Here is a 15,906-nt window from a genome sequence, read left to right as displayed (position 1 = left end):
TACAAGATATCCATGAAGAATATAAAAAAGCTCACCAGAAAAGAACAGCTGACGATCAACGGCAGCGGACTGGGCAAAAAATGCCAGGACCACACTCAGTGTGGATTTGGGGAATGCTGTGACGGAGGCATGTGTATGCCTTCTCCATACCCTTTATGCGGACCTATTCTTGAATAATATAGGTATTTATGAATTAAATTTAATTTTTGAACATCCGCTCCGGCGGGTGTTTTTTGTTTCTAAAAAACATTCTAATTCATTTTAAGCTTTAATTAATCCTTAATTTTGCCGCTTTCCTTCATAGTCTTAAATTTTTGAATTATTTTTGCATATCCAAAAAATTCACGTTTTGAATTCCAGAGACGAACTTATCTTTAATCCTGCCGATATCGCCGAAACTCTCAGCAACCTTCCCGCTGACGAGAGGCTTTTGGCATTTTTAAAAGTTCCGAAAGAATATAAAGCGGAAGTTTTTTCCCATCTTGATCCTGATTTCCAGGAAGAAACGATCAGAAGTATCGGAAGCGAAGAAGTTTCAGAAATCCTGAACGGAATGACTCCGGATGACAGAACCTCTCTTTTTGAGGACTTTCCGGATGAGCTGATCAAGTACTCCATCAATCACCTTAATCCCCAGGAAAGAAGGATTGCCCTGAAGCTTCTTGGCTATGACTCAGACTCTATTGCCCGTCTGATGACGCCTTATTACATCCAGATCCGTAAAGAGTGGACAGTAAAAAGATGTCTTCAGCAGATTAAAAAGGTCGGTAAAAGAGTGGAAACCATGAACCATCTGTATGTAGTGGATGAAAGAAACCGACTGATTGATGATATTGCTTTAGGAAGCCTTCTTTTGGCTGAGGAAGATACTTTGATCTCGGACTTGACCGACAATCATTTCGTTGCGATAACTACCGTTACTTCGAAAGAAGATGCGGTAACGTATTTTGAAAAATATGACCGGACTGCTCTTCCCATCATTACAGAAGCCGGCGTTCTCGTAGGTATTGTAACGATTGATGATATCCTCGACCAGATCGAACAGCAGAATACAGAAGATATCCAGAAATTCGGGGGTCTTGAAGCTTTGGATGATCCTTATACGCAAACTTCTCTGGTGGAGATGATCAAAAAAAGAGGAACGTGGCTGATCATTCTTTTCTTCTCAGAAATGCTGACTGCTTCTGCGATGGGTTATTTTGAGGATGAAATTCAGAAAGCTGTTGTATTGGCTTTATTTGTTCCGCTAATTATTTCCAGTGGAGGAAATTCCGGCTCTCAGGCAGCAACTCTTATTATCCGGGCTATGGCTCTTCAGGAAATTGGTCTGAAAGACTGGTGGTATGTCATGAAAAAAGAGATCTTTACAGGGCTCGCTCTGGGTGGTATTCTTGGTGTGATCGGCTTTTTAAGGATTATGGTGTGGCATGAAGCAGGATTCTTCAATTATGGAATGTATTGGCCATACGTAGGTTTAAGTGTTGGTGTTTCTCTCGTGATGATTGTTCTTTGGGGAACACTCTCAGGATCTATGGTTCCTTTTATCCTGAAAAAGCTCAACCTAGACCCCGCTACTTCTTCCGCTCCATTTGTCGCCACTCTGGTAGATGTTACCGGGCTTATTATTTATTTTTCTGTAGCCGGGCTTTTCCTGACAGGAAAACTTTTGTAATTTAGGCAGAGAAAGTCTGAATATGAAAGTTGTTTCTTTAGTTCCCTCTATTACAGAGGCGTTATTTGATCTTGGTCTTAGTGAAAATGAAGTGATCGGGAGAACAAAATTCTGTATCCACCCTGAAAACAAAGTAAAAAATGTTCCGGTTATTGGCGGAACAAAAAATATCAATATTGATAAGATCAGGGCATTGCAGCCGGATCTCATTCTGGCCAATAAAGAAGAAAATATCAAAGAGCAGGTAGAAGCACTGATGGACGATTTTAAAGTCATCGTGACTAATGTGGAGACCATTGAAGATAATTATTACCTTCTTAAAACACTCGGGAATCTTTTTAATAAAGAAGAAAGGGCACAACAGTTCAATCTTAAGATTTATGAGGTCCTGGAACAGGCAAAACTCAATTCAACAATAAAAGCAGCTTATCTTATCTGGAAAAATCCTTATATGACCATTGGTTCGGATACTTTTATACACAGAATTCTGTCAGAGATTGGTTTTGAAAATATTTTTAAAAACAGAACCCGCTATCCTGAGATTCAAATGGAAGATCTTGCTGAAGCGGAAGTCATTATGCTTTCTTCGGAACCATTCCCTTTCAAAGAAAAACATATTGAGGAGATGAAGGCTTTTTATCCTGACAAAAAGATCATGATCGTGGATGGAGAGGCATTTTCATGGTACGGAACGCATATTGCAAAATGCGGGGATTATTTTAAGGAATTATTAGCTGAAATTCATGCAATGCAGCGTTAATTTTAACCACAAAAGGGGTAAAAGTTTTAAACACTTAAGTTTTTTATAAGTTGTAATAAAAGCTGCATAGAAGAGCACTTAAGTTCTATGAGAATCTTTGATTTTCATACGGGCGAAAATTCGTCTGAGGGTTCAGAATTCCCCTTCTCTGGAGGGGTGGCGAAAATTCAAATAATTTTTGACGGGTGGTCAAAAGAATATCCATATTTCTCAGCAATCTCTTGAACCAATCAATTTGATAGCTTCGGGAACCTCAGCCACCAATTGTATTTAAATGCAACAAAAAAGCCCCAATTTACACCGGAGCTTGTATTTTATCTGTAGAATTGAAATTTCAATTACAAAATCTTTGACACCTCATTACAAAGCCATTCCAAAAGTTCACGGTCCTGAGCAGTAAATGGGTCTACAGTATGGGAATCGATATCAATCTGACCCACATTCTGACCATCTTTGAAAATCGGTACCACAATCTCAGCTTTCGTATCAATAGAGCAGCTCAGATAATTGCTTTCCTGATGAACATCCGGAACTACGAATGTCTCATTGGAAACAGCAACCTGTCCGCAGATCCCTTTTCCATAAGGAATGATGGTATGATCGGTAGGTGCTCCTACGTAAGGACCAAGTTTCAGCTCATCTTTATCCCCGTTTTTAAAGTAGAATCCTGTCCAGTTGAAGTAGGAAATTTCCTGGTCCAGCAGGTGACATACCTTCTCAAGCTTTTCTTCTGTATTATGTTTTGGACTTTCAAGAATGGAAGAAAGTCTTTTCTTTATTTCTGACATTTTATTTTGTTTTAGGAGAATTGTTTGAAGGAAAGCTCTTCTTTATAGCCGAACATTCCACGTTCTTTTATCATTTCTGCCACACCTTCAGGAACCTGGTTTTCCCAGCCTTTAACACAGCATGCAATTTTTCTTAATATTTCTCTGGAATAAATCTCCAGAAACTCAGGATTATGATTGGTAATATCCACAATACGGTTGTTGTGCTTGAAATATTTGTAAAGCTCTTTTAAGTTTTCTTCTACTTTAAGGTTTGAAGAATCCAGCAGTTCATGGGTTTCAGGATCTTTGTAAGGGTAAAGGTACACCCTCATCCCGTTTCTGAAGAACTTTCCGAATGCTTCAAGAATTCCACCTGAAAGATCTTTGTAATATTTCTCATCAAATACCATCAGAAGGTTATTCACACCCATTGCAACACCAATATCTCCGCTCGTATAGGAAGCAAAATAATCGATCAGCCTGTAGTATTCCGAGAAGTTGGAAATAATAACGGTATATCCCAGTTTACCAAGAATATCCACCCTGTCCATAAAATCTCTCTCATCAATATCACCATCTGCCCGAAGGTTTGAAATGGTGATCTCAATAAGGACTTCTGTTTCTTCATGGGTACAGGTTGCATCTTTCTGGAACATCTCAAGGCCGTTTTTAAGCATATCGATGTTCACTTTCGTTACGGGTCTAAAACTTCCTCTTACCGCGAATATATTTTTCTTGTATAAAACATCGGCAGGCAGCATATTGCTCCCCTGGGAATTGAAAATCACAGCATCTGTCATTCCGTGCTTCACAAGCTGCAATGACATTAGCCTGTTATCAACATAGTCAAAGGCAGGACCGCTGAAATCGATCATGTCAATTTCAAGACCGTCTTTTGCAATGTCATCGTATAAAGATTCGATTAAATTTCTTGGATTGTCGTAATAATGGAAAGCTCCGAAAATAAGGTTTACTCCCAGGTTTCCTAAAGTTTCCTGCTGTAAGGTAGCATCATTTTCCTTAAATTTTACGTGGATTACGATCTCATTATAATCTTCGTTTTCCTTTGTCTGGAATCGGATTCCAACCCAGCCGTGGCCTTTAAGTGTTTTATCGAAATTAATGGTAGTTACCGTGTTTGCATAAGAGAAAAATTTTCTGTTGGGGTTATTTTCCCTTGAAATCCTTTCTTCAATTAATGCAACTTCATAACGGAGCATTTTACGAAGTCTGTTCTGAGTAACATACCTGTTTTTTGCTTCTTTTCCGTAAATGGCATCACTAAAATCTTTGTCATAAGCAGACATCGCCTTAGCAATTGTACCTGAAGCCCCTCCTGCTCTAAAAAAGTGACGAACAGTCTCCTGCCCTGCTCCAATCTCTGCGAAAGTACCATAAATAGTAGGATCTAGATTAATTGTTAATGCTTTTTGTTTAGGAGTTAGTTTCTGATACATTAGGACGTGAAATTTTTCGTAAATTTACCAAAATTAAACCAACCTCAAAAGAAAATGAAGTTGAAATTTTTAGGAACCGGTACTTCCCAGGGTGTGCCCGTTATAGGCTGTACATGCGAGGTATGTACTTCCAAAAATCCCAAAGACAGGCGTTTCCGCTCTTCAGTAATGATTACTACTGAGGAAAGTAAAAAAATACTCATCGACTGCGGTCCGGATTTCAGGGAACAGATGCTTCTCAACCACGAAAACACTGTAGATATTGCTCTTCTTACCCATGAACATAATGACCATGTGATCGGGCTTGATGATATGCGTCCGCTGATCTTTAAAAGCGGAAAAAATATGCCTATTTACTGCTTCCACAGAGTTGGACATGAGATTAAAAACCGCTTTCCTTATGCCTTCGCCGATATAAGATATCCGGGAGCGCCGGCTTTTGATCTCCACGAAATTGAAAATAAACCTTTCCACGTTTTAGATACCGAAATCACGCCTGTTGAAGTAATTCATTATGAAATTACGGTCTTCGGATATAAATTTAAAAACCTTGCCTACATTACGGATGCCAATTTTATTTCGGATATAGAAAAGGAGAAACTGCAGAATCTGGATGTGCTGGTTTTAAACTGCATCAGAAAATTCGATCCGCATCCAGCTCATTTTATCCTTCCTGACGTCATTGCCCTGTTTAAGGAGCTTAAGCCTAAAAAATTATTTTTAACTCACATCAGCCATCATCTTGGGCTGCATGATATTGAAGATAAGGATCTTCCGGAGGGAATGCATCTGGCCTATGATGGTTTGGAAATAGAATTTTAAAATTTTTCTCTTAAAAAGCTTTTGAACATTAAAAAAAGTTTCTATATTTGCACACCAATTTAACACTTGCCCAGGTGGCGGAATTGGTAGACGCGCTGGTCTCAAACACCAGTTCTTAGGAGTACCGGTTCGATCCCGGTCCTGGGTACTAAAAACCTCTGGAATCATTTGATTCTTAGAGGTTTTTTATTAAATTAAAAAAATTAGCTCTTCCTGCAATCACCATTTTATTTTCGGCAGTACTTTTTTTATTTCTTTTGCGATATTATTTCCTGCTTTTCCCAGCTCGTTTCCGACATTGGTAAAGACCTTTACCGCTTCATGGTTTTTACCCGGACCATACTGAATGTCGTGGACAGTATTGTTCCATGTTTTCACGATGTCATTATTAGGACCAAATTGATTCTGTAGCTCTAAACCAATTTTATTCAAACCTTTTACAATGTCATTATTTTTACCAAAGCAACCGGAATCTCCGCCTACTCCATTGGTAAGGCATTTATCCAGCTCTCTTGACATCAGCTGCCCACCGGCACAACCGGCAAAAGCATAAGGCTGCCCGCCTGACGTTACAGCACACTGCACTACGATCTGAGATTCTGTATTCATATTAAGCCTGCTTGCTCCATAACACATGGCTGTATTCATAAAGTTCACCTGTCCAAAACTGCCCTGCTGCTGCACGCAGGAAAGAAGCTTTTGAAGCTCAGGATCCGAGGATTCACCTGCCAGGCATAACGGATATTTACTATAGTCGTTTCCATACTGCTTATAACATTTCAGCAGAGATCCAGATATTCTTCTTTCATTTGTGCCTCCCATAGTGCCAACAAGACATAAAGCCTGCTCTTCCGGTGTTGAAGCATTTTTAACACAGTTATAAATTTCATTCTCCTTTTTTCCGGCCATATTTTCAATCATGCAATCGCCAAATTTCTGTTGGTCCAGGGTACCATTAAAACTAACTGACCGGTCGTAACAGTTTTTAGCAGTCTGCTCGTTTGTGATCATCAGATCACCATACGGATTGTTGATGTCTATAATCTGCTCCGGTAAAGGCTGGAAACCGTTCGCTGTCTGAATACCGACATTAGGGTTGTATACCGGCGGAACATAATTAATCATCGGATTGGGTGGTGGCTGAATGTCTGAATAACCAATAATCCTGGCCCCCTGGATATAATCAATCTCAATAACATTCCTGTTGTAATCCAGGAAAAAAGCTTTTTGGTACGGATTAGCCGCCGGTAGCCTTAAATACATCATTCCGGACGGATCACGATACGCCATGCCTCTATTCATGGGGTTGCCATCTTGCACCGTCATTCCGTCACTATACAAAACAAAGCTCTGCTGGTGCGCCTGGTCATAAATACGGCCAACAGGAGCCGGCTGTGAATACAGGCTGGTAAACAGAACAAGCAAGAAAAAGCTCACGAGAATCTTCAGACTTTTTAAATGTAGTGTTTTCATGGTAATTTTGTTTTTATTAGCAGTAATCATTACAAATCCGACTTCTACAGTATAGCGTGCCTCTGGCACACTGTTTTATCGCTTATTGATTTGCATAGTAAAACTGATGATAAAAACAAAGCAGGTCAATTACACTTTTGGGTAATATTTTTCTATAATTAAGATTAATAATTAAAAAAATTCTATCCTCAGAAATTTTCTAAGGGTAGGATTCACACCTCAGTAATAAAAATTACCTCAGACAATAAACAGACCCGCAATTGCCTGAGCTTCAATTCCTGCTAAAATCTCATCATAAACCCCAGAGCCTGCAGCTGCTCCAAAAGCAATACTGGTATTGAACCCTGCTTGATTCACTTTAGAGGATGAAGATCAAAAAGATATTCCCAAGAATTGGAAATCTCCATCCAGTAGTCTTGCTCTTTTTTGGTCAGAATAAATATGCAGACTCTATTCATTCTACTCTGGCACATTAGAAGATGTAATTCCATATTCCGGCTTTGGAAATGCTCCGGGCACTGTATAGCGCGAAGAAGTTCCTTTATAATACCATGCACCTAACCCTGTAATCATTAGAATCATATAATAAATATACTTCTCCACATCTTTTTGATATATGCCAAAGTCTGGGAGATTAGTTTCCATATCCTGTAACTCTTTAACATATTCATCATGTATCCGTATTGTTTCTACACATGCCTCTTCCAGGGAAATTTTGTACTGATGTTGTATTACCAAGACAATGTTTAATATTTCAGTTTCTACTGCAAGTTCTTTTTGTAAAGAAGCAAGATCATTTTGAATAGCAATAATCCTGCACATCAACATTTTTATACGTTGAATAGCCGGATGCTCTGCAATATATCCTGGCATTATAAAATCAATAGTTAATTCTACCGGTTCACCAAATGTATACATAGATATGGAGTATTCACGGATAAGCAGAAGATTATTAAGAGTAGGCATTTTACCCGACAGCTTATATGGTGTTTCTTCCATAAGACCATATGTGGTATAGCGGTAGAAAGCCTGTGTCCAACGATCAAACCATTCATTATTAGCATAGGGGCGAAATTCATCCCTGCAATAGGCTACCTGCCTTATTAATCCTATATCATCGGGCTTGAGCGAAGCTCCCAACATCACTTCCATAATGCGATCTCTAATGACTGCCAGTTCATCAACTGGACATAATTCATAATAATCATCATACAAAGTCAGCCAGATCATAAATCGACATATGGGACGTATCTTTTCTATTGTGTCTGCACCGGGAAACATATAAGATGTTGCCTGTGCTAGACCATGCTTTTTGTATTTCTCCCTTGTTGCTTCAGACATGAATGTAAAGTCTGTGTCGTACCAATCAATTTCATCCTGTGTAAAGGACTCTACAAAGGGGCCTACTAAATAGGGCCATGGGTACTTGGGAATTGGAACATTAATTATTTTCATAGTATTTTAAATTGTAGTGTTAAAAAAAGTGAATATAGAAGGGAAATTTCATAAGACCCCTATCGGCAAACTTCCATTCTAGCTGTAAATTTGAATATTTTAGATCAAGTATTTTAATAAGATTTGTATTGACTTAACTTTTCTTTCAATTCTCTGGTTTCCGGAAATTCCATAGCATTGTAACGAGAAACCATTGAGCAGAAATATGTGCTGTTTTGGTTTTTTTATACTTTTTGCGGAGTTCGGGGTTTTACTCATAAAGCCATAGATATTCTCTATCCATTTTTTTCGGTAATCTCCTGGAGCTGTTTGGCATGAGGGCTTTCAAAGTTGGAAAAGGATACTTAAATTGGTCATTGAGCAACTCAAATGGGTTAAAATTTTCATTGTCCATGATTTCATGGTCTTAGTGTTTTTGATATACTAAAATTAAAAATTTATTTAATATAACATAATTTTATTTCATGTAATTGGGGTTTTAACGAATAAAAATTAAAAAGAATTAATAACATAAAAATATAAATCATCCAGGATGTTTTTGTGAAAATCTGGAATGCTGTCCATCAGTACGATTCTTCAAAAGGAAGATTTTATACATGGATGATTAATATTGCAAGAAACACGGCTATAGATTATTTAAAATCGAAAGGTTTTCAGAATGAACTTAAAAACCAGCCGCTTCCTGATTTCGTATATAGCTCTGCAGAACTTTCAACGACTAATAATTCATCTGATTTTATTGGATTTAATAATGTACTGAAAGGTCTGGAGATTGCTAAACAGAAACTTATCGACTTAGCATATTACCAGGGCTATACGCAGAACGAAATATCGGACAAGCTGAAAATACCTCTTGGAACGGTGAAAATCAAAATGCGAATGCATTGAAGAAAAAGACAGCAAAACAGCTCTTGCCCATATTCCGAAAGCACAGGTCTTCGCTATAACACTTGAAAAGCAAGGTGGCAGTACAGTTCCTACCATGGAGAATATGTATGTAATGAGCGAAATCTAAGACCTCTATTAATATTTTGAGGAAATACAGAAGTTAATTATCCTGTCTTTTATCAATTTTCAGCTCTCTTTCTACTTCATCTATGTTCGGTAAAGGAAGATCGTAGCTTTCTTCAATATATTTCACAACTTCTTCTTCTGTTTTCTCATTTATTTTCCTGATGAAAAGGTGGTTCGTAGCTTTCAGAAAAAGAATAAGCTCATCTGGTGTCTGTTTTTTACCGAATATTGGTTTTTCTATGACGGCTCTTTTATCATCATTTACAATAAGATCGTTAAAAGAAGTATTCATAAGAACAGTCTGGAAAAATGATTCTGCGGGCAGAAATGTATGAAGGTAATAATCTTCAAAATTCATTACTCTTTTATTATTGGCAAGAAAAGCACAGGTATCTCTGGTAAAAATAACCCACTTCCCTCCTATATAAGGCGTAACTCCTTTCATAAATTCTCTTTTGTACATAAGAGACGAAATCTTATAAGAAAGCTCCGTAAAATGGTTCTGTATTCTCTTAAGAGTATCCGGACGGTAAAACTTCTGATCATAATAGAAAAGATAATTCCTTCCATTATTCGCTGTAAGGAACTTCCTGATGATATTCTGAGATTTCAAAGGGTAATCTTCACCGCTCAGATTAACAAAATAATCCCATTCCTGGTTGACGTTAAGCAGAAATTCCATGGCATCAAGTTCAGCTTGGATCATACTGAAGCCTCCGGAAACAATATTGATGCTTTCCAGAATATAAACATTGGGAAACTTGATGAGATACATCTGGATCTCATCGGTAAACTCCTCCTTAGCTTTACGGTCTATGTGGATGAGGTAAAATTGATCTCTTGTATAGATCTTCTGAAACATTGCTTTGAATACTTCCGGCTTATGATGAAGCATAATGAAGTATGCAATTCTCACATGCTGGTCTGTGTGAGATTGTAAAGTTTGGGGTTGGGGGCTGGTTGTAGGAACAGAGGTCTGCATAAGTACGGATTTAAAATCATCCGCTTGGGTGCAAACAATTCAGTTAACGTGCGAAAGCTACGAATAATTTTTTGATAATCAATCATTTAAATCAATTAATATTCAATTTCTTTATTGTAGCTTTGCAAAGCATTTATAAAAACAGGTCTCTGCCTTTTGCTATTCTGTAATAGTTTAAAATCTTCATTTTTCTCTTTCAGTTTTGCTTTTTCAGCTGCCCAATTAAAACTTATTTTTAAATAATTTTTAATACTGCTTCCTTGGTTTTCAGGTTAGAAGTAGTTATAAAGCTCAGAACGGTACGGATTTAAAATCCTGCCCCTGAGAATAAGAACGATATGATATTGCAAAGCTCAGCAAATATATTCCCAACTGAATTTATTGTCAAAGTTAATGCAAAGTAAATAATAATTAAAGATAATGCTTTATCAGAACTGATATTCATTATTTTGATACAAGACAACAATTCAGATCTTAACCGATTTGGCCACTCAGAACCGGATGTTCCGGTAGAATATGATGAGTTTTAAAAATTTAAATTTAATAAATCCTATAGTCCGTGCCGTTACAGAAGCCGGATATTCCAAACCTACAGAGATACAGTATACTGCTGTTCCCCATATTTTAGCAGGAAGGGATATTATAGGCTATGCCCATTCCGGCACTGGAAAAACGGCGGCATTTGCCATGCCCATTCTCCAGTTATTAAAAAGAAACACACCAGATCATAAAGAAATACGAACTTTAATCTTAACACCAACCCGGGAATTAGTCCTGCAGCTGGAAGAAAGTTTTAAAGTCTACAGTAAATATTTACCATTATCACAGCTTTCCATTTTTGGAGGTGTATTATCCGGAAGCCAGCTTGCTGCTCTCAGAAAAAGAGTGGATATTCTTATTGCCACTCCCGAAAGGCTACTGGATTTGGTAAGCCAACGATATATTGATCTCTCTAAAATTGAAATACTGGTCCTTGATGAAGCTGACAGAATGCTTGATATGGGATTTGCAGAGGATGTAAAAAAGATCCTGAAACTGGTTTCACAAAAACGACAGACCTTGTTCTTTTCTGCAACTTTACCGCCGGACGTCCAGAAATTTGCAGATGCCATGCTGAAGAACCCTGTAGAAATTACAGTAAATCCGGTTCCATCATCAATGCATACCATTAACCAGTCTGTTTATTTCGTTGAAAAGACCCAAAAAGCTAATCTGCTTATCAATATACTGCAGGATGTATCTATTTTACGTTCACTGGTTTTTACACGTACCAAGCAGGGAGCCGACAGACTCGTGAAACAATTGGAGCGTACAGGAATTTTTGCAGCAGCGATCCATGGAAACAAATCTCAGATGGCAAGACAACAGGCTGTGGAAGATTTCAGAAACAGTAAGATCCGTGTTCTGGTTGCCACTGATATTGCCGCCAGGGGAATCGACATTGAAGAACTTCCTTATGTAGTTAACTATGAACTTCCGGATGTACCAGAGACTTATGTTAACCGTATTGGAAAAACAGGAAGAGCAGGAACCCAGGGAACAGCCGTTTCTTTCTGTGATGAAGGACAACGTTCCGACTTAACAAATATTCAGAAGCTGATAGGATTTATCATGCCTGTTGAAAAATTCCAATATATACATTAAATCACAATAAAATAGATGGATTGTTTCTCTAAGAAATTTAAGAAAAAAATCCTCAAAATAATTAATACAACAATTTTTAATACCCATTACAATGCAAGAAGGCACAGTAAAATTTTTCAATGAAGCAAAAGGCTTCGGATTTATTTCTCCATCAGATGGAGGTAAGGACATTTTTGTACACTCTTCAGGTTTAGATTCAAGATCTATCCGTGAAAACGATAAAGTAGTTTTCGAAGTACAAAAAAGCGACAAAGGTTTAAATGCAGTTAACGTAAAGTTAGCATAATTTGAATATAACGTTTAAACGAACATTGACTGATAAGTAGCAATACTTTTATTTGATGTCCGTTAAAACCTCTTACTTAATGTGAGAGGTTTTTTTTGTATCCTTATAAAAACATGATATATTCCCCCAAAATATCCTAAAGTCTCACTTATGTTCCTTAAAAACGGCTATATCCTGCTATATTTGTCCCTAAAAAATAATTTCACAACCATCATCAATGAATTTGCTATACGTTAACTGGGATGTAAGTCCTGAAATCTTCAATATTTCCGGATTTCCCCTTAAATATTATGGGTTGCTATTTCTGGCCGGACTTGTTCTGTGCTACACGATCCTAAAAACCATTTATAAAAAAGAAAATCTAAGTCAGCAGGCACATGAAGCACTTTTCTCTTATGCATTTATAGGAATTTTAGTAGGTGCCAGATTAGGGCACTGTCTGTTTTATGATTTTGATTATTACTCCCAGCATCCTATTGAGATATTCCTGCCGATCCAAAAAGGAGCTGACGGAGCCTACCATTTTTCAGGATATGCAGGATTGGCAAGCCACGGCGGCGGAATTGGACTTATAATTATGCTTCTCATCTATGCAAGAAAATTTTCCATTAAGTTTATGACTGTTCTGGATGTAATCGCTATTGCTACTCCTCTGGCCGGAGCATTTATCAGGTTGGGCAATCTGATGAACTCTGAAATTATAGGTACGCCTTCCAATGCACCATGGGCTTTTATATTCAAACAGATAGATAACATTCCGAGACATCCTGCCCAGCTGTATGAGGCGGTCTGCTATCTGGTGATCTTCCTTCTTGTGTATTTCATTTATACCAAAAATATCTTTAAGGTCGGGAAGGGCTTTTATTTCGGCATCACTACTCTACTCATCTTTATCGTGAGGTTCTTTGTAGAATTTATAAAAGTAGACCAGGTTGATTTTGAAAAAGGAATGAGCCTGAATATGGGACAAATTTTAAGCATTCCGTTTCTGTTCCTGGGACTTTTCTTTATTATTAAAAGTATCCGGGACAAAAAAGAAATGAAAGTTTCATAGTCCTTAAAATATAACCAAAACCTCCGGTACCAATTGTAATACCGGAGGTTTTTTTTCGGATCATTCCAAATAAAAAATTGGCTTAATATGATTAAGCCAATCCGTATTCCTCAGAATACTAACATCCACATATATTCTAATTATTGCAATCGGTTTTCCTCTTAAAATCTTTATTTACTGCTATTTAACAGTTCAAAGTTGTTCAAAATAAAAGTAAAAGAAAAGAAACAGCTATCAAATAAAGCTTTAAGTCTATGAAGGCTTACAACTCAATGGAAGGCTTGTATGTCCTGCCAATCGGAAGCTTTTTGCCCATCACCTGTATCATGCTGGCAGAACGTACCTCAATTTTAGACTTGGAAATAATGTAAGATTTGTGAATTCTCACGAATATTTTAGGATCCAGATTTTCTTCTATCCTGCTGATCGGCATTTTCACTGTGATCGTTCCTGCTTTGGTGTGAATGTGAATATATTCCCGTAGGCTTTCAATAAAAAAGATGTCATGAAGAACAATTTTAATTTGTTTTTTTCCACTACTGATAAAAATATGTTCCCGGTCCGCTGCCTCCAATAAAGCTTCCTCAGCATTCATCAGATATTTAAACTTTTCAATCGCTTTGGTAAACCTCTCGTAAGGAACAGGTTTCATCAGATAATCTACAATATCAAGCTCATAGCCTTCTACCGCATATTGGTGATAAGCAGTAGTCACGATAACAAGAGGCGGATTTTTTAGTTTTTTCAGGAAATCAAAGCCTTTTACCACCGGAAGATGAAGGTCCAGAAACATCAGATCAATATCATGCCTGTTTAAAAGGGTTCCGGCATAAACAGCATCGGAACATTTTGCCACCAGCTGAAATTCTTCATCCCTTGAAACAAAATTTTCCAGGATTTCTGCGGCTATCGGCTCATCTTCCACGATGAGGCAACTGTATTTTTTAGAAGCGGAATGTATCATTAAGGTCAATAATTAAGGTTACAATAAAGCGTTCACTGGTACTTTCAACGGTGAGAATGTGCTTTGGATAAAGCAGTTCAAGCTGTCTTCGGATATTTTTCAGTCCTATTTTTGTAGAATTTCCGTGAGGTTTTTCTTCTTTTGAATTTTCAATATGATAATGAAGAACACCATTGTTCAGCTGGATATCAATATGAATAAAGCTCTTTCCAAGGGTTTCTGAAACACCATGTTTAAAAGCATTTTCAACGAACTGGATCAAAATAAGCGGCGAAATCTCCTGGGAAGGATTATCTACATTCTCATTAAAACGGATGACAAGGCCATGGTGCCGGATCTTCTGGATCTGGAGGAAATCTTTGATATTATCTACATCTTTTTCTATAGAAATATACCGTTCAGCTGCTTCATAAATATTATACCGCATCACTTTGGAAAGCTGTAAGATCACATCAGGTGTTTCATCAGCTTTTTTAAGGGCCATTCCGTAAATATTATTCAGTGTATTGAACAAAAAATGGGGATTGATCTGAGCCTTCAGCATGGTAAGTTCCTGATCCAGCTTTTCTGATTTCAGCTTTGAGATCTGTTCTTTCAGCAGATTCTTCTGCCTTGTAATTTCAACGCCGAATATAAGGCCTGCCATAAAGATCAGATCCATAAAGGAGTTAAAAGCCACGAGTCCGTTGATAAATCCTGAAGGCTGTTTGCCATCCAATGTTTCAACAATTCCATAAATATGGGGATAAATGATATAATGAGTAAAAAACCTGTGGGCAAGAACCGCCGCAATAAGAATAATAACAGAGAGAATGCAGGCAAGAAATCTTTTGAGACCGGTTCTTTCGTACACATACAGAAGAGCATAACCCAACGGAATTTTAATCAGAAGATATCCAAGTTCCAGAATAATAGTATTCTGAAGCCTTATCTGCCATTTTGCATCAGGAAACTGGTATCTTGACCAGTAAAAGTCCAGATAAACTTCCAGAATATAGTACAGTATCCAAAAGAGTAAATGGATATATAATTTTGATTTTCTGCCTGGCATTGAGTGTGATAGGATTTACTATGCAAAATACCATCTTTCAGCGGAAAATAAAAATTTAAGCATTTAACCCACAGCAATGGTCTATGAACTGCAGTTTTCTTCCTTTCCGGTAAAAATAAGCTGTAAAAAACAGCAAATTAAAAGAATATTGAACTCAATTCCATTGGTTCCGCCGCCTACAACATACCATCCATTTTGCCAATGCACAAAATAAATTCCAAAAATCAGGATAATCATATTGCAAATAGAAACTGCCTTTACATAACGTTCCGACCAGATCAGAAATACTGAGAAAAGATGGATCAGCTTCACAGCCCAGGCCAGGTAAAGTCCAAAAGGACTGAAGCCTATGGTATCAAGGTAAAGACGTCCAAAATTATTAACATCGCCACTGAAAATAGATACTACACTGTGCATCAGTAAAATAACCGACAAAGCTGCGCGGAGATAGAAGTTTTTTTTCATGAATCTAAATTAAAAAAGCACAAAAAACAATGATGAA

At 37.5% G+C, this 15,906-nt stretch carries 16 protein-coding genes and 1 tRNA gene; 9 read left to right on the top strand and 8 right to left on the bottom strand.

The annotated features are described in order from the left end of the window. Positions 1 to 12: 12 nt before the first annotated feature. From LC418_RS07395 to LC418_RS07385, 3 genes are all read left to right on the top strand, one after another. The gene (locus LC418_RS07395; RefSeq protein ID WP_157963372.1) at positions 13 to 177 is read left to right on the top strand and encodes a hypothetical protein; all 165 of its coding nucleotides are present in this window, start codon (positions 13 to 15) and stop codon (positions 175 to 177) included. 172 nt (positions 178 to 349) lie between these two features. Continuing rightward, positions 350 to 1,672 carry a magnesium transporter gene (gene mgtE, locus LC418_RS07390; RefSeq protein ID WP_111956094.1) on the top strand — a complete coding sequence of 441 codons (1,323 nt, stop codon included), beginning with the start codon at positions 350 to 352 and terminating at the stop codon, positions 1,670 to 1,672. A 22-nt stretch (positions 1,673 to 1,694) separates the two neighbouring features. After that, complete coding sequence (locus LC418_RS07385) at positions 1,695 to 2,432, top strand: ABC transporter substrate-binding protein (protein ID WP_223558623.1); 738 nt, start codon at positions 1,695 to 1,697, stop codon at positions 2,430 to 2,432. Positions 2,433 to 2,770: 338 nt separating this feature from the next. Here the strand turns inward: LC418_RS07385 and LC418_RS07380 are convergent, their stop codons facing one another. Further along, on the bottom strand, positions 2,771 to 3,220 hold the full coding sequence (locus LC418_RS07380; RefSeq protein WP_111956090.1) for a GAF domain-containing protein: 450 nt from the start codon (positions 3,218 to 3,220) through the stop codon (positions 2,771 to 2,773). A gap of 11 nt (positions 3,221 to 3,231) precedes the next feature. Then, on the bottom strand, positions 3,232 to 4,659 hold the full coding sequence (locus LC418_RS07375; RefSeq protein ID WP_111956088.1) for a TonB-dependent receptor: 1,428 nt from the start codon (positions 4,657 to 4,659) through the stop codon (positions 3,232 to 3,234). A 54-nt stretch (positions 4,660 to 4,713) separates the two neighbouring features. Here LC418_RS07375 and LC418_RS07370 point away from each other — a divergent pair, with 54 nt between their 5' ends. Next, complete coding sequence (locus LC418_RS07370) at positions 4,714 to 5,481, top strand: MBL fold metallo-hydrolase (RefSeq protein ID WP_111956086.1); 768 nt, start codon at positions 4,714 to 4,716, stop codon at positions 5,479 to 5,481. Between the two features lie 68 nt (positions 5,482 to 5,549). Further along, positions 5,550 to 5,629 (top strand) — tRNA-Leu (locus LC418_RS07365). Between the two features lie 71 nt (positions 5,630 to 5,700). Here LC418_RS07365 and LC418_RS07360 read toward each other — a convergent pair. Then, on the bottom strand, positions 5,701 to 6,954 hold the full coding sequence (locus tag LC418_RS07360) for a hypothetical protein (protein WP_223558622.1): 1,254 nt from the start codon (positions 6,952 to 6,954) through the stop codon (positions 5,701 to 5,703). Positions 6,955 to 7,413: 459 nt separating this feature from the next. Next, a complete protein-coding gene (locus LC418_RS07355) occupies positions 7,414 to 8,409 on the bottom strand; it encodes a terpene synthase family protein (RefSeq protein ID WP_223558621.1) in 996 nt (331 codons plus the stop codon). A gap of 522 nt (positions 8,410 to 8,931) precedes the next feature. Here LC418_RS07355 and LC418_RS07350 point away from each other — a divergent pair. After that, positions 8,932 to 9,297 carry a sigma-70 family RNA polymerase sigma factor gene (locus LC418_RS07350; protein ID WP_111956080.1) on the top strand — a complete coding sequence of 122 codons (366 nt, stop codon included), beginning with the start codon at positions 8,932 to 8,934 and terminating at the stop codon, positions 9,295 to 9,297. Positions 9,298 to 9,457: 160 nt separating this feature from the next. On the opposite strand, the gene LC418_RS07345 is transcribed toward LC418_RS07350, so the two are convergent. Beyond that, positions 9,458 to 10,405, bottom strand: coding sequence for a beta-1,6-N-acetylglucosaminyltransferase (locus LC418_RS07345; RefSeq protein WP_111956078.1), 948 nt, complete (start codon positions 10,403 to 10,405; stop codon positions 9,458 to 9,460). Positions 10,406 to 10,924: 519 nt separating this feature from the next. Between LC418_RS07345 and LC418_RS07340 the strand changes: the two genes are divergently transcribed. From LC418_RS07340 to lgt, 3 genes are all read left to right on the top strand, one after another. After that, a complete protein-coding gene (locus LC418_RS07340; RefSeq protein WP_223558886.1) occupies positions 10,925 to 12,049 on the top strand; it encodes a DEAD/DEAH box helicase in 1,125 nt (374 codons plus the stop codon). A 91-nt stretch (positions 12,050 to 12,140) separates the two neighbouring features. Further along, positions 12,141 to 12,335, top strand: coding sequence for a cold-shock protein (locus LC418_RS07335; protein WP_034704100.1), 195 nt, complete (start codon positions 12,141 to 12,143; stop codon positions 12,333 to 12,335). A gap of 217 nt (positions 12,336 to 12,552) precedes the next feature. After that, the gene (gene lgt / locus LC418_RS07330) at positions 12,553 to 13,389 is read left to right on the top strand and encodes a prolipoprotein diacylglyceryl transferase (protein ID WP_223558619.1); all 837 of its coding nucleotides are present in this window, start codon (positions 12,553 to 12,555) and stop codon (positions 13,387 to 13,389) included. Between the two features lie 262 nt (positions 13,390 to 13,651). Here lgt and LC418_RS07325 read toward each other — a convergent pair whose 3' ends face one another. The 3 genes from LC418_RS07325 to LC418_RS07315 all read right to left on the bottom strand — a co-directional run bounded on the left by LC418_RS07325 (position 13,652) and on the right by LC418_RS07315 (position 15,869). Continuing rightward, complete coding sequence (locus LC418_RS07325) at positions 13,652 to 14,353, bottom strand: LytR/AlgR family response regulator transcription factor (RefSeq protein ID WP_174772294.1); 702 nt, start codon at positions 14,351 to 14,353, stop codon at positions 13,652 to 13,654. After that, positions 14,334 to 15,404: a sensor histidine kinase gene (locus LC418_RS07320; protein ID WP_223558618.1), complete on the bottom strand. Its 1,071-nt coding sequence runs from the start codon at positions 15,402 to 15,404 to the stop codon at positions 14,334 to 14,336. Before LC418_RS07320 ends, LC418_RS07325 begins: the two co-directional genes overlap by 20 nt. A gap of 81 nt (positions 15,405 to 15,485) precedes the next feature. Further along, entirely contained in the window at positions 15,486 to 15,869 is a 384-nt protein-coding gene (locus LC418_RS07315) for a DoxX family protein (protein WP_223558617.1), read from the bottom strand. Positions 15,870 to 15,906: the final 37 nt, after the last annotated feature.

Source organism: Chryseobacterium lathyri (genome assembly GCF_019970085.1).
GTDB classification, from domain to species: Bacteria; Bacteroidota; Bacteroidia; order Flavobacteriales; family Weeksellaceae; genus Chryseobacterium; species Chryseobacterium lathyri.
Note: the sequence above shows the minus strand (reverse complement) of the source record. Positions and strands in the feature narration are given on the sequence as shown.